11 protein-coding genes are annotated in these 13696 nt (G+C 75.3%); 6 read left to right on the forward strand and 5 right to left on the reverse strand.

Features of this window, described 5'->3' with window-relative positions:
- Window positions 1–123: 123 nt before the first annotated feature.
- Window positions 124–993: a helix-turn-helix domain-containing protein gene (locus G5C65_RS04280; protein WP_338146226.1), complete on the reverse strand. Its 870-nt coding sequence runs from the start codon at window positions 991–993 to the stop codon at window positions 124–126.
- A gap of 87 nt (window positions 994–1080) precedes the next feature.
- Here G5C65_RS04280 and G5C65_RS04285 point away from each other — a divergent pair, with 87 nt between their 5' ends.
- From G5C65_RS04285 to G5C65_RS04295, 3 genes are read left to right on the forward strand one after another with little or no spacing between them, the layout of a single operon-like run.
- Complete coding sequence (locus tag G5C65_RS04285) at window positions 1081–1800, forward strand: SDR family NAD(P)-dependent oxidoreductase (protein WP_165297246.1); 720 nt, start codon at window positions 1081–1083, stop codon at window positions 1798–1800.
- A complete protein-coding gene (locus tag G5C65_RS04290; RefSeq protein WP_165297247.1) occupies window positions 1794–2438 on the forward strand; it encodes a DsbA family protein in 645 nt (214 codons plus the stop codon). The genes G5C65_RS04285 and G5C65_RS04290 overlap by 7 nt, the downstream gene beginning before the upstream one ends.
- 46 nt (window positions 2439–2484) lie before the next feature.
- A complete protein-coding gene (locus G5C65_RS04295; RefSeq protein WP_165297248.1) occupies window positions 2485–3243 on the forward strand; it encodes an alpha/beta fold hydrolase in 759 nt (252 codons plus the stop codon).
- 471 nt (window positions 3244–3714) lie between these two features.
- On the opposite strand, the gene G5C65_RS04300 is transcribed toward G5C65_RS04295, so the two are convergent.
- Window positions 3715–4659, reverse strand: a complete 945-nt coding sequence (locus G5C65_RS04300; RefSeq protein ID WP_165297249.1) for a beta-ketoacyl-ACP synthase 3 — start codon at window positions 4657–4659, stop codon at window positions 3715–3717.
- A gap of 92 nt (window positions 4660–4751) precedes the next feature.
- Here G5C65_RS04300 and G5C65_RS04305 point away from each other — a divergent pair, with 92 nt between their 5' ends.
- Window positions 4752–5360 carry a TetR/AcrR family transcriptional regulator gene (locus tag G5C65_RS04305; protein ID WP_165297250.1) on the forward strand — a complete coding sequence of 203 codons (609 nt, stop codon included), beginning with the start codon at window positions 4752–4754 and terminating at the stop codon, window positions 5358–5360.
- Window positions 5361–5376: 16 nt separating this feature from the next.
- Here G5C65_RS04305 and G5C65_RS04310 read toward each other — a convergent pair whose 3' ends face one another.
- Together G5C65_RS04310 and G5C65_RS04315 are read right to left on the reverse strand one after the other, a co-directional pair.
- Window positions 5377–5880: a CGNR zinc finger domain-containing protein gene (locus G5C65_RS04310; RefSeq protein WP_165297251.1), complete on the reverse strand. Its 504-nt coding sequence runs from the start codon at window positions 5878–5880 to the stop codon at window positions 5377–5379.
- A gap of 115 nt (window positions 5881–5995) precedes the next feature.
- Window positions 5996–7684, reverse strand: a complete 1689-nt coding sequence (locus G5C65_RS04315) for an acyl-CoA dehydrogenase family protein (protein ID WP_165297252.1) — start codon at window positions 7682–7684, stop codon at window positions 5996–5998.
- Window positions 7685–7845: 161 nt separating this feature from the next.
- Between G5C65_RS04315 and G5C65_RS04320 the strand changes: the two genes are divergently transcribed.
- Both G5C65_RS04320 and G5C65_RS04325 read left to right on the forward strand, forming a co-directional pair.
- Window positions 7846–11064 carry an amidohydrolase family protein gene (locus tag G5C65_RS04320; protein ID WP_241265540.1) on the forward strand — a complete coding sequence of 1073 codons (3219 nt, stop codon included), beginning with the start codon at window positions 7846–7848 and terminating at the stop codon, window positions 11062–11064.
- Window positions 11065–11358: 294 nt separating this feature from the next.
- The gene (locus G5C65_RS04325; protein ID WP_165297268.1) at window positions 11359–12381 is read left to right on the forward strand and encodes a YihY/virulence factor BrkB family protein; all 1023 of its coding nucleotides are present in this window, start codon (window positions 11359–11361) and stop codon (window positions 12379–12381) included.
- A 28-nt stretch (window positions 12382–12409) separates the two neighbouring features.
- On the opposite strand, the gene G5C65_RS04330 is transcribed toward G5C65_RS04325, so the two are convergent.
- Window positions 12410–13690: an FAD-dependent monooxygenase gene (locus G5C65_RS04330; protein ID WP_338146227.1), complete on the reverse strand. Its 1281-nt coding sequence runs from the start codon at window positions 13688–13690 to the stop codon at window positions 12410–12412.
- Window positions 13691–13696: the final 6 nt, after the last annotated feature.

Raw genomic sequence — 13696 nt, forward strand, 5'->3', positions numbered from 1 at the left:
GCTTGCGCCCCCGCAAGGAGGCGGGCAGCAGCGGCCGAACGAACTCCCACTCCGCATCAGACAGTTCATGGCGACGTATCACCCGACCATGATCCACCATCCAAGATCAATTGAAGACACCGCCTAGGGGGTGCGAAAGCCCCGTGCCAGGGCGCGCAGCGCGGCCTCGGCCGGTGAACCCGGCTGGGGCGTCAGCAGCACGACGCGCGCCCCCTGCCTCCCGTCCGCGCCCGGCGCCGCCAGTACGTCGCAGTCGAGCGCGAGGGTCCCGGCGTGCGGATGCCGGACGGTCTTCGTGTCGCGGGCGTGCGTCCCCACCGCGTGGCCGTCCCACAGCGCGGCGAACCGCCCGCTCGCGGCGCGCAGGTCGGCGACCAGCGCGTCCAGCCGGGGGTCGGCGGGGTAGCGCCCGGTCGCGGTGCGCAGGTCGCCGACCACCGCCTCCTCGAAGCGCGCCGTCTGCTCCGGCGTATGGCGCACCCGTCCGCCCCCTCCCAGGGCGAAGTGCTGCCACGGAACGTTCCGCTCGCGGTCCGGCAGCGGCGCCGGGTCGCCCATCAGCGCGGCGAAGAGGGGGTTCCAGGTGACGAGCGTCCAGGCGGGGTCGTAGACGCCGGCGGGTGTGTCCGGCAGCCGGTCGATCAGCCGCCGCACCTCGCCCCAGGGCCCGCCCGGCATCCGCTGCGGAGCGGGCGGGGCCTGGCGCGCGAGGCGGAAGAGGTGGTCGTGCTCCACGGGCGAGAGGCCCAGGGCGCGGGCGAGCGCGGCGAGGACCGCCACGGACGGCGCCGCGGTACGGCCCTGTTCGAGCCGGGTGACGTAGTCGACGGACACCCCGGCGAGCGCGGCCAGCTCCTCCCGCCGCAGTCCGGGCGCCCGCCGGCCGCGCGCCGTCCCGGCGCGGCCGTGCGGCGGATCGCGGGGTGCCGTCCGGTCCCGCCAGTGCCGCAGTGCGCTGCCCAGCGCCCTCCGCTCCGTCCGCTCCGTTTCCACACCGTGTCCAACCCCTGGCCTGGTACTGGTGTTCCCAGGAAAAGTTCTGCACTCCCGCCCCCGCCGCCCCTCGCGCAGGCTGAGCGCATGACCATCACGCTCATCACCGGCGCCACCCGCGGCCTCGGCCTGGAGGCCGCACGGCAGCTGGCCGACGCCGGGCACACCGTCTACCTCGGAGCGCGCGACCCCCGGCGCGGCCGGGAGGCCGCCCGGCGCGTAGGGGCCGGGGTCCGGGCGCTGGCGCTCGACGTCACCAGCGAGGAGTCCGTCTACGCCGCGGCCGCGACCCTGCGCGCGCAGGCCGGCCACCTGGACGTCCTCGTCAACAACGCCGGGATCCCCGGCCCGGCGCGGAGCGCGGGCGCGACCACCGCCGACGACCTGCACACCGTCTATGACGTCAACGTCTACGGCGTCGTCCGCACTACGCACGCCTTCCTGCCGCTGCTGGAGGCCAGCGCGGACCCCGCGCCCCGCATCGTCAACGTCAGCAGCGGCCTCGGCTCGATCACCGCCTGCGCCGAACCGGACCTGACTGCCCGCACGGTGCCCGTCTGGGTCCCGGCGCTGGCGTACGCCTCGTCCAAGGCGGCGCTGAACATGGTCACCGCGCAGTACGCGCGCGCCTGCCCCCGGCTGCGGATCAACGCCGTCGACCCCGGCTACACCGCCACCGACTTCAACGGCCGCACCGGTACACGCACCGTCGCCGAGGGCGCGGCGATCGTCGTACGGATGGCCGAGGCCGGGGCACAGGCCCCCACCGGCGGTTTCCTCGGTACGGAAGGGGACATCCCGTGGTAGCGGTGGTGGCGGTGGAGCTGGTGCACGACTTCGTGTGCGCGGCCTCGTATCTCGGCTTCACCCGCGCCGTGCGGGCCGTGCGGCGCTACGAGGGCGAGGGCGGGCGCGCCCGGCTGGTGCTGCGGCCCTACCGCATCGCGCCCGGCGCCCCGGCCGCGGGCGAGCCGCTGTTCGAGGTGCACCGGCGGCAGCGGGGCGAGGAGGCGGCGCGCCGGATCCGGGCGGACACCGCGCTCGGCGCCGCGGACGGGCTGCGCTTCCGCTTCGACCTCGCCGTGTTCACCAACACCTTCGAAGCGCATCTGCTGCGGTCCCGGGCCGCCGCGCAGGGGCGCGGGGAGGCGATGACGGAACGCCTCTTCCGCGCGTACTTCACCGACGGACTGCACCTCGCCGACCCGGCCGCTCTCGGCCGACTGGCGGCCGAGGCGGGAGTGCGGGACGGCGGAGGGGACGGCGGCGCGGAGGCGCTGCGGGCCGAACTCGCCCGCACCCGCGCCCTCGGCAGCGACACCGGTCCCGTCTTCCGCTTCGCGGACGGCCGGGAGCTGCGCGGCGACCAGCCGGAGGACGCGCTGCTGGCCGCCCTCCGCGCCGCGGGCGGGAAATGGGAGGGCGCCGCGGTGGGTACGGGGTAACGGCAGCGGAACAACGGCGATGACCGGCGAGCCCGGGGAGGGCGGCGTGACGGGTATCAGAAGCGGTTCCGGGAACGGCACCGGGAGCGGGCCCGCGGCCCGCCTCGCCGCCCTGCTCTCGGTGGTGCTGCTCGGCACCGGGTGCGGCGGCGGCTCGGGGGACGCGAGGGAGGAGCGCACCCCGGCCCCCACCGGCTCGCCGTCCCCTACCCCGATCGTCCTGGTGCACGGCCTCGGCGGCAGCCCCGCCGACTGGGACCAGTTCCGCCGCTGGTTCGCCCGCGACGGCGACGACCGCGCCCGCACCCTCCCCGTGGACCTCACCGCCGGCCGGCCCAACGACGAGGGCGCCCGCACCGTCGCGCGCGCGGTCGAGCGGCTCAGGAAGCGCACGGGCGCGGCCAGGGTCGACCTGGTGGCGTTCTCCATGGGCAACCTCTCGGCCCGGCACTACCTCAAGCACCTGGGCGGCACCTCCCGCGTCCGCTCCTACGCGGGGATCGCGGGCCCGAACCGGGGGATGGACACGGCGCTCACCGCCGGCTGCGGGCCGCGCACCCGCACCGACGTCTGCCAGATGGGCGAGGACTCGGAGTTCCTGCGCGAGCTGAACCGGGGCGACGAGACACCCGGCCGGGTCCGCTACGCGACCTGGCGGTCGCGGGCCGACGACATCGTGCCCGCCGACAGCACGCCGCTGGCGGGCGCCGAGAACCATGTCGCCCCCGACACCCTCGGACACGTCGAACTGATCGGCGACCGCCGGGTCTACCGCGAGATTCGCGACTTCCTGCGGGCCGGCTAGTGCCGTGGCCGGAAAGGTTTGCCGTCTCGCGTCTCCCCCAAGCTCTCGGCTCCGCTCGAACTGGGGGTGCCCCCAGGTGCAGGGGGCACCTCCCAGCGGTAGCTGGGGGAGCATCGCAAGGCGCCGGATCGCGGCTCGTACGGGGCGTACTCGCGTGATCCGGCAACGCCGCGATGGGGGTCCCCCCTGCTCGAGCGGAGCCGAGAGCTTGGGGGAGACGCGAGGCGGTGAACCTTTCCGGTCACGGCACTAGATCGCCCTGGGAGGGGGCTGCCCCTTGCTGCCCGTTGCCGGGTGCGGGTTCGCTGTGGTCGCGCGCGCAGTTCCCCGCGCCCCTGACGGGCGCGGGGCTCGTGTTCATTGCGGCTTCGCCGCGGGGCGCGACCAGCCGGCGCGGCGCTGCACCCTGCAACGCGCAGCAAGCAGTGACAGCAAGGGGCAGCCCCTGCCCGGCGGGATCCCCCGAAAGGGTCAAGGGCAGTGGACGACCTGGCCCGCCCAGGACATGCCGCCGCCGAAGCTCAGCAGCAGCACCGGGCCGCCCGGCGGCAGTTCGCCGCGCTCGGTCAGCTTGGACAGCGCGAGCGGAACCGACGCCGCCGAGGTGTTGCCGGACTCGGCCGCGTCCCGGGCGACCACCACGTGCCCGGGGAGGTCCAGTTGGCCGACGACGTTCTCGATCATGCGCAGGTTGGCCTGGTGGGTGACGAGGCCCGCCAGGTCGCCCGGCGTCAGCCCGGCGCGCTCGCACGCCTCCCGCGCCAGCGCGGGGAGGTGGGCCGTCACCCAGCGGTACACCGTCTGGCCGTCCTGCGCGAAGTGCGGGTGCCAGTCGTCCACCAGCCGGACGGCCCGCGCCCGGCTCGGGTCGGAGCCCCACACCACCGGACCGATCCCGTCCTCCCCGGCCGCGCTGACGACGGCGGCGCCCGCCCCGTCGCCCAGCAGCACACAGGTGCTGCGGTCCGTCCAGTCCGTGACGTCGGACATCTTCTCGGCGCCGATGACCAGCGCGTGCCGCGCCGCGCCCGCGGCCACCGAGTGGGCGGCGGAGGCCAGGGCCGTGCAGAAGCCCGCGCAGCCGTTGTTCAGGTCGTATGCGACGGCCGCGGGGATGCCGAGGCGGCCCGCGACCTGCGCCGCGGTGGAGGGGCAGCGGTCGATCGCGGAGCAGGTCGCCACCGTGACCAGGCCGATCTCGTCCGGGGACAGCCCCGAGGCGGCCAGCGCCTTGGCCGCCGCCTGTGCGGCCAGGTCGGTGACGGACTCGGCCTCGTCGGCGATCCGCCGGGTGGCGATCCCGGTGCGCTGCCGGATCCAGGCGTCGCTGGTGTCGACCAGGTCCGCGAGGTCGTCGTTGGTGAGGACGCGCGCGGGCTGGTAGTGGCCCAGGGCGGCGATACGGGTTCCCGGCACGGTACGGCTTCCCTTCGGTCGGCTGCGGGCCCCGCAATATAGCAACCGATCGATCGGAAGCTAAATGGGAGGGGTGCGGCTACGATGGGCGTATGAGTCCACGGAAGTCCGCTGCCGAGGCCCGCAGGACGCGGGAGAGGATCATCGAGCGCTCGGTCGCCATCGGCTCGGTGGAGGGGCTGGAGGGCCTGACCATCGGACGGCTCGCGGCCGACATCGGCATGAGCAAGGCGGGCGTCCTCGGGCACTTCGGCACCAAGCAGCAGCTCCAGCTGGCGGCGCTGCACGGGGCCTCCGGGCTGTTCTCCCGGCTCGTGTGGGAGCCCGTCGCCGGGCTGCGCCCCGGGCTGACCCGGCTGCGGGCGCTCTGCGAGGCGTGGATCCGCTATCTGGAGCACGAGCGCGCGGCGTTCCCCGGCGGCTGCCTGTTCGCCGCCGCGTCCGTCGAGTTCGACGCGCGCGGCGGGCCCGTACGGGACACGGTGGCGCGGATGCTGCTGCGGGCGCGCCGGCTGCTCGTCAACGACCTGCGGATCGCGGTGGCGGAGGGGGAGCTGGCCCGGGACACCGATCCGGAGCAGCTCGCCTTCGAGATCACGGGGCTCTATCTGGCGCTGAACCAGGAGCTCCAGCTCCACCGGGACCCCCGGGCCCCGGCGCGGGTCCGCCGCGCCCTCGACCGGCTCCTGCCGGACAGCTGACCGCCCGCCCGCACCGTCAGGGCGCCGGGGCCTGACGGGCGCGCTCGTGGTGGCGGCGGGCCTTCAGCCGGTTGCCGCAGGTCCTCATCGAGCACCAGCGGGCGGTGTTGCCCCGGCTGCGGTCGAGGAGGAAGAGGCGGCACTCGTCGTTGCCGCAGGGCCGCAGTCGGCCGGGCCTGCGCTCCCGGACGTCGTACCAGGCGAGCACCAGCTCCACCGCGAGCATCCGCTCGGGCGGCGCCGTCAGGCGCCAGCGCAGTCCCGACTCGCCGATCTCGGGGAGCCGGCAGGCGCCGGTGAGCACCCGCTGCAGGTCCGTCTCGGGCGCGGTGCCGCGGGTGGCGCTCTGGAGCAGGTCCCGCGCCGTGCGCAGCCAGTCCGCCGCCGCGTCGGCACCGGGGCCGCCGTGTGCCTGGGCCCACCGCCGCAGCGCGGCGTCGTCGGCCCACAGGTCCTGCCGCCGGCCGTCCCGCACCGGGGTGCTGTTCAGCGCTTCGAGCAGCGCCCGCTCGTCGATCATCTCCGTCCCGTCCCCACCAGATCTAACCCCACTCCTCACCTTGACAGGTTACCGCGCACCCCGGACCGGACGGCCCCTGCCGGGCCGCGAGCCGGCAAGATCCGCTGGACACCCCCTACGGCACCGGCAGCGCCCTGCGGGCCACCGCCTCCGTGTCGGCGCCCTTCGGCAGGGTGCCGAACGCGTGCCCCCAGTCCCCGCCGAGCCGCGTGGCGCAGAACGCGTCGGCCACCTCCGGCGGCGCGAACCGCACCAGCAGCGAGCCCTGGAGCACCAGCGCGAGCCGCTCCACCAGCCGCCGTGCCCGGCCCTCCATACCCTCCAGGTCGCCCAGCTCGGACAGCACGTCCTTGACCGCGCCGTCCAGCCGGTGGTCCGCGCCCCGCGCCTGCCCGATCTCGACGAGGAACGCGTCCAGCGACTGCGGCGACCGCTGGAGCGCGCGCAGCAGGTCCAGCGACTGGACGTTGCCCGAGCCCTCCCAGATGGAGTTGAGCGGCGACTCGCGCAGCAGCCGCGGCATGCCGGACTCCTCCACGTAGCCGTTGCCGCCCAGGCACTCCAGCGCCTCGCCCACCAGCGGCACACACCGCTTCGTCACCCAGTACTTGGCGGCCGGGAGCGCCAGCCGCAGCAGGGCCCGGTCCTGCTCGTCGCCCGCCGCCGCGGCGTCGTACGCGGTGGCGAGCCGCATGGCCAGGGCGGTCGCCGCCTCCGACTCGACCGCCAGGTCCGCCAGCACGTTCCGCATCAGCGGCTGGTCGAGCAGCTCCCGGCCGAACGCCGCGCGGTGCGCCGCGTGGTGCGCGGCCTGTGCGACGGCCTGCCGCATCAGCCCGGCCGAACCGGTGACGCAGTCCAGCCGGGTCGCCGCCACCATCTCGATGATGGTCGCGACGCCGCGCCCCTCCTCGCCCACGCGCCGCGCCCAGGTCGTCCCGTCGAACTCGACCTCGCTGGACGCGTTCGAACGGTTGCCCAGTTTGTCCTTGAGCCGCTGGATGCGGAACGCGTTGCGGGTGCCGTCCGGCAGCACGCGGGGCACCAGGAAGCAGGTCAGGCCCTCTTCGCCGGTGGCGGAGGAGGCTTGGGCGAGCACCAGGAAGACGTCCGACATGGGCGCCGAGCAGAACCACTTGTGCCCCCGCAGCGCGTACTCGCCGTCCCCGGCGAGCGGTTGCGCCGTCGTCGTGTTGGCGCGTACGTCGCTGCCGCCCTGCTTCTCCGTCATCCCCATCCCCGAGAGGGCGCCCGCCTTGGCGCTCGCGGGGCGGTCCAGCCCGAAGTCGTAGGTGTGCGAGGAGAGCAGCGGCTCCCACTCGGCGGCCAGCTCCGGCTCGCGCCGCAGCGCGGGCACGGCGGCGTGCGTCATCGACAGCGGGCACATATGGCCCGCCTCGACCTGCGTCCATACGAGGAAGGCGGCCGAGCGGCGCAGCTGCCCGTCCGGGCGCGACCACGAGTCGGTGAGCCCGGCCGCGACCCCGCGCTCCATCAGACGGTGCCAGGCGGGGTGGAAGTCGACCTCGTCGATCCGGTGGCCGAAGCGGTCGTGGGTGCGCAGCGCCGGCGGACACTCGTTCGCCTGCCGCCCCCAGTCCTGGACCTCGGCCGAGCCCGCCGCCCGCCCCAGCTCGCTCAGCTCGGCGCGGATGCCGTCCGCGTGCTCCGGCGCCGCGTGTCGGGCCACGGCCTCGGCGAGCGCGCGGTCCGCCGTGAAGACGTCGTGGCCGGCCAGCGGCGGGGGCTGGTTGACGACCGTGTGCGTGGCGGCGGGCCCGTGGGAGTGGGCGGAGGCAGACATGACAGCCACGGTAGTTCCGCTCGCGCGCCATGGGGAGAGGACTCGGCGGCGAGGTATTGCACGAGGTGTTGACCGCGGTGTGGTGATCTGTGCCACGATCATGCGGCCCGGTCCCGTTGTTCCGTTCCGTCCCGCGCAAATCATGTGTACAGGGAGGACTGTTGGACACCTCGCCCCCCGAGCCCCTCTCCCGCCGCCGCCTGCTGCAGGCCGGCGCGGCCGTCGGCACGGCCGCCACCGCAGGCGGGACCCTCGCCTCGGCCCTCGCCCCCGCGGCCAGTGCCGCCGCGCGGGCCCGCGGCGCCTCGCTCTCCTTCACCGCCGCCACCAACGGCGCGGCCACGCTCGCCCCGTCCGGCACCCAGCTGATCGCCGAGGTGCAGAACGTGCTGTGGGCCGTGCCGCGCGACGGCGGCAGCGCGAAGGCCCTCACCGACCCGGAGCTCGAACCCACCCGCCCCGTGCTCTCCCCGGACGGCGAACGGCTCGCCGTCTGCGCCTACCAGGGCGGCGGCTTCCACATCTGGACCCTGCGCCCGGACGGCAGCGGACTGCGGCAGCGCACCGAAGGCCCCTGGGACGACCGCGGCCCGGCCTGGTCGCCGGACGGCAAGCGGATCGCCTTCTCCTCCGAGCGCGGCGGCGACCCCGTCGCGGGCAGCCCGTACCGCATCTGGGTGCTGGAGCCGGACTCGGGCGACCTCACCCAGCTCACCGGGCTGCCCGGGCAGGAGGGGCCAGGACAGGACGGCGCCTGGGAGGACTTCGACCCGGTCTGGTCCCCGGACGGGCGGCGCGTGCTGTTCGTCCGGGGCACCGTGACCCAGGGCGAGCGGGGTCCGGCGCTCTCGGCCCGCACCGTCGCCTCCGTCGCCGCCGACGGCCGGGGCGCGGTGCGCACCGAGCACACGGACGAGAGCGAGGCGTCCGGCGCGGCGGTCATGACGCCCGCCGTCTCGCCCGCCGGGCGGCTCGCGTATCTGCGGACCACCCCGGCGCCCGCCGCCTCCTGCGTCCTCGTCGTCGGCGGCAAGGCGGTCGGCATCGAGGGCGACGTGGAGCCCGTGCCGCCCCGCTGGATCTCGCGGGACGCGCTGCTGCTCACCGTCGGCGGCCAGTTCACCCTCGTACGTCCCGAGGAGCCCGGCGCGCCGGAGACGATCCCGTTCGAGGCGGAGCTGCCCGTCGAGCGGCCCCGCTACCGGGTCAAGGACTACGGCTTCGACGGCGCCCGCACCCGCAAGGCGCGCTCGCTGCACCTGCCGGCGCTCTCCCCGGACGGCGGCCGGATCGCGTTCGCCGCGCTCAACGCGCTGTGGGTCGCCGACACCACCGGCGGACGGCGGCCCCGCAAGGTCGTGCAGGCCGAGCCCACCCGCTACCTCCTCGCGCCCTCCTGGACGCCGGACGGCAAGGCGCTCATCTACGCCGACGACCGCGAGGGGCTGCTCGCCGTCCGCCGCCGCGACCTCGACTCCGGCAAGGAGACGGTGCTGGCCGACGGCGGCCGGGTGTTCCCCGCGCTCTCCCCGGACGGCGAGCGGCTCGCCTGCCTCGACATGAGCGGCAACCTCGTCGTGCGGAAGCTGTCCGGCGGCGCGGAGCGCACCCTGGCCGAACCGCTGGGCGGCGGCGGGCTGCCCGGCAGACCGAGCTGGTCGCCGGACGGCCGCTATCTCGCGCTGTGCGACCGCAACCGGCTCAACCAGCGCTTCCGCGAGGGCTACAACGTCATCCGCGTCGTGGACGCGGCCAGCGGCGAGGACCGGCTGCACGCCGTGGCGCCGCACGTCTCGATCTCCGACCGCTACGACTCCGGGCCCGTGTGGTCGCCGGACGGCCGCTGGATGGCGCTGGTGTCCGAGTCCGCGCTGTGGCTGCTGCCGGTGCGGCCCGACGGCACCCCGAGCGGCGCGCCGCGCCGCGTCACCGACCACGCAGCCGACCACCCCTCCTGGTCGGCCGACTCCCGCACCCTGCTCTACCTCGGCTCGGGCACGCCGCGGCTGCTGGACGTCGAGCGCGGCACCTCCCGCGCGGTCCGGATCCCGCTGCGCTACCGCGCCGCGCGCGGCCGGGACACCGTCGTGCACGCGGGCCGCCTGTGGGACGGCACCGGCGAGGCGGTGCGCGAGGACGTCGACGTGGTGGTGCGCGACGGACGGATCGCCGCCGTCGCCCCGCACCGCGCCGGACACGACCGGCCCCGCGCCGCCCGCCGGATCGACGCCTCCTCGCTCACCGTGCTGCCCGGCCTGTGGGACAGCCACACCCACCCCTGGCAGAGCACCTACGGCGGGCGGCAGACCGCGGCGCAGCTCGCGTACGGCATCACCACCGCCGTCTCGCTCGGCGGCTTCGCCTACGAGCAGGCCCGCCTCCGGGAGGCCGTCGCCGACGGCAGCCTGGCCGGGCCCCGGCTGCTCACGGCGGGCGAACTGCTGGACGGCGCGCGCGTCGCGTACAGCATGGGCCGGGCGCACCGCACCCGCGCCGGGCTGCGCCGCTCGCTGTCCCGCGCCGCGGCTCTCGACTGGGACTTCGTCAAGACCTACGTCCGGGCCCCCGGCTGGATCATGGAGGAGGCGGCCCGGTTCGCGCACCGGCGGCTGGGCGTCCGCTCCGGCAGCCACCTGTGCACCCCCGGCGTCCAGCTCGGCCAGGACCTGACGACACATCTGCAGGCCACCCAGCGGCTGGAGTACGGGCACGCCACGAGCGCGACCGGGCACGCGTACGGCGACGTCACGGAGATCTACTCCGGCACGGGCGACTTCCACCTCGTCGCCACCCCCTTCACCGCCCAGCCGCTGCTCGGCGCCGATCCGGGGCTGGCGGACGACCCGCGCGTCACCCGCGTGATGCCGCCCTGGGACGTCGACGCCGTACGGGAGCTGGCGGCGCAGCGGCCGACGGAGGACCAGCTGGCCACCCTCCGGACGGAGACGGACGTCTACCGCCGGGTGCTGGCCGCCGGCGGGCTGGTGGCGCTGGGCACGGACGCGCCGCTGGTGCCGGTGGGGCTGCATCTGCACCTGGCGCTGCGGGCCCTGCACCGAGGCGGCCTCTCGGCGGCCGACGCGCTGCGGACGGTCACCTCGCTGCCCGCGCGCGTCTTCGGCGCGGAGCGCGACCTGGGCACGGTGGAGAAGGGCAAGCTGGCCGACCTGACCCTGGTCGACGGCAACCCGTTCGAGGACTTCGCCTCCCTCGTGCGGACGGTCTCGGTCCTGCGGGGCGGCGTCGTCTACGAGCAGCGGGACCTGGTCGAGGCGTACCCGGACCCGGGCGGGAACCCGGGCGCGGGCGCTCCGGCCGCCCACTGGCGCGCGGTGGCCCGGCAGCTCCGCCGCGACAGCTGCTGCGACCTGGACGGCTAGGGCCGGTCCGGCGGAGCACGGTTGCCCTCTGTCGGGGCTGCCGGGTCGGGGGCTGTGCCCCTGACCGTTTTCCGCGGGCCGCGGCTGTGGCTGTGGTTGCGCGCGCAGTTCCCCGCGCCCCTCCGGGGCGCGGGGTGCTGCCCCGGGGCGGGTCACCGTGTGTGGCGATACCCGCAGGCCAGATACGTTAATAAGGTGCACGTAGCCGAGGAAACCCCTGAACAGCCCCCTGAGCGGCGCCGTGGCCTGACCCGCAGGGCGCGCGTGAAGTACCGCGATGTGCCCAAGCGCCGGATGGCCTGGCTGCTGCTCAAGGACACGGTGAACTCGTGCATGGAGTACCGGGTGCTCGGCCTGGCGGCCGAGGCCGGGTTCTTCACCCTGATCTCCATCCCCCCGCTGCTGCTCGGCCTGATCGGGCTCCTCGGCTATCTGGACGACTGGGTCGGCGTCGACACCGTCGACTCCATCCGGCACAACTTCCTCGACGCCTCGGCGACCATCCTGTCCGAGAAGGGCGTGGAGCAGCTGGCCCGTCCGCTGATCGACGACGTCATCGAGGGCGGGCGCCCCGACGTCATCTCGCTCGGCTTCGCGCTGGCCCTGTGGTCGGGGTCGCGCGCGGTGAACGTCTTCATCGACACCATCACCGTGATGTACGGGCTGGACGGGCGGCGCGGCATCGTCAAGACGCGCGTCCTGGCGTTCGGGCTCTACCTCGTCGCGCTGATCATCGGCGCGGTCGCGCTGCCGCTGATGGTGGCGGGCCCCGACGCGGTGCTGCGGCTGGTGCCGCAGGCGGAGTGGGCCGTGACGATCTTCTACTGGCCCGTCGTGCTGATCCTGTCCATCGCGTTCCTCACCACCCTCTACCACGTGTCCGTCCCGGTCCGGTCGCCCTGGCGGGAGGACATCCCGGGCGCCTCGGTGGCGCTGGTGATGTGGGTGCTGGGCAGCTTCCTGCTGCGGCTGTATCTGACGAACACCGTCGAGGGCCCGACGATCTACGGCTCGCTCGCCGCTCCCGTCGCCGTGCTGCTGTGGATCGGCGTCTCCGCGTTCGCGGTGCTGGTGGGCGCCGCGGTGAACGCGGCGATAGACCATGTGTGGCCCTCGGTCGCCACGGCGGCGGCCCGGCGGGCGCGGGAGCGGGAGCGGGAGGCCGTCGCGGCCGAGGTCGTGGCCGCAGCGGCGGCGCGGCGGGCCCGCGAGGACGGGACGGGGGAGGAGGCGCCCGCCGAGTTCCCGGAGCGCTGGACGCGGTTCCTCCCCCCGCAGGACGTACGCGGACGGCTCCGCACCCGCGGCCGCCGCTGAGGGCGCGGCAAGGGCCAGGTCCCTGCCCCTACCCGGCGAGGTTCCCGGAACCGGCACTCGCGGGGGGCCGGAAGAGGTCGGTGCGGACGGCGATCGACCGGTTCCCGTACGCCAGCCGGCCGAGCACGGCCCGGTAGACCGGCGTACGGGAGACCACGGCCGCCGCCCTCGGCCGGACCGCGGCGGCGAGGCCGCCGGTGGACAGCATCATCTTGCCCTGCACCGCCTGGAGCTTCATGATCTGCCGCACATCCCGGCGGCGGTCGCGCGCATAGCGCTCCAGCGGTCCGGTGCCGTCCCCGTCCGCGTCGCCGTCGCCGTCCGCGAGCGCGGACAGCAGGGCGGGGTGGGCGGCCACGGCGTCCTGGATCGCCAGGTTGATGCCCTGCGCCCCGATCGGCCCGTGGGTGTGCGCGCTGTCCCCGATGAGCAGCAGTCCGGGCCGCGTCCACGTGCGCGCTGTGCCGGAGAAGACATCGAGCAGGGAGAGGTCCCGGAACGAGGCGATCCCGGCGTCGATCCGCTCCGCGTACTCCGGCACGGCCGCGCGCAGCCGGGACTTGATGTGGTCCAGCCCGCGCGCCGCCAGGTCCCGGTACCGCCGGTGCGGCAGGGTCCAGCCGAGCTGGACGCTGCCGGGGTGCGAGGTGTACGCCAGCACGGGGCTCCCCCCGGCGCGGAAGATCCGCACATCCGCGGGGAGGGCGCCCTCGCCGGGCAGCTTGAACCACAGGACGTCCTGGTCGAACGCGTCGACCCGGTCGTACTCCAGCCGCGCCAGCCGCCGCACCTTGGAGTACCGGCCGTCCGCCCCGACGACGCACCGGGCGCGCACCATCAGCTCGCCGTCCGGCCCGTGGCCGAGGATGCCGCGCACCCGCTGCCGGGTGTCCTCGATCAGGGCCGAGCACCGGCTGGAGCCGAGGTAGCGGAATCCGGGGTGCGCGGAGCACTGGTCGAGCAGCTCCGCGAGCAGGTGCCGCTGCGGGATGCTGAGCAGGCAGTTGAAGGGGCCGGGGAGCCGGCGGTAGTCACCGTTGATCAGGATCCGGCCCCGCTCCTCCAGCAGGAAGCGGTCGTGCTCGTGGCAGCCGCGCGCCCGCGCACCGTCCAGGACGCCGAGCGCTTCCAGCAGGGCCTGGCCGCCGGGCTGCAGGATCTCGCCCCGGTACTCCCGCTCCAGCGAGCGCAGCTTCTCCACGACCGCGACCCGGGCCCCGGAGCGGAGCAGCAGCAGGGCGAGCGTCAGCCCGGCGGGGCCGCCGCCGACGACGCAGACGTCGGTGTGCGTCTCAGTCACTTCTGTCACCGTTGT

The organism is Streptomyces boncukensis (assembly GCF_011045075.1).
GTDB lineage: Bacteria > Actinomycetota > Actinomycetes > Streptomycetales > Streptomycetaceae > Streptomyces > Streptomyces boncukensis.

What these genes read in the sequence shown, in the direction of transcription:
- G5C65_RS04285 (WP_165297246.1), top strand. Translation starts at nt 1,081, where the DNA reads ATGACCATCACGCTCATCACCGGCGCCACCCGCGGCCTCGGCCTGGAG.
- G5C65_RS04305 (WP_165297250.1), top strand. Translation starts at nt 4,752, where the DNA reads ATGAGTCCACGGAAGTCCGCTGCCGAGGCCCGCAGGACGCGGGAGAGG.
- G5C65_RS04310 (WP_165297251.1), bottom strand. Translation starts at nt 5,880, where the DNA reads ATGATCGACGAGCGGGCGCTGCTCGAAGCGCTGAACAGCACCCCGGTG.
- G5C65_RS04315 (WP_165297252.1), bottom strand. Translation starts at nt 7,684, where the DNA reads ATGTCTGCCTCCGCCCACTCCCACGGGCCCGCCGCCACGCACACGGTC.
- G5C65_RS04325 (WP_165297268.1), top strand. Translation starts at nt 11,359, where the DNA reads ATGGCCTGGCTGCTGCTCAAGGACACGGTGAACTCGTGCATGGAGTAC.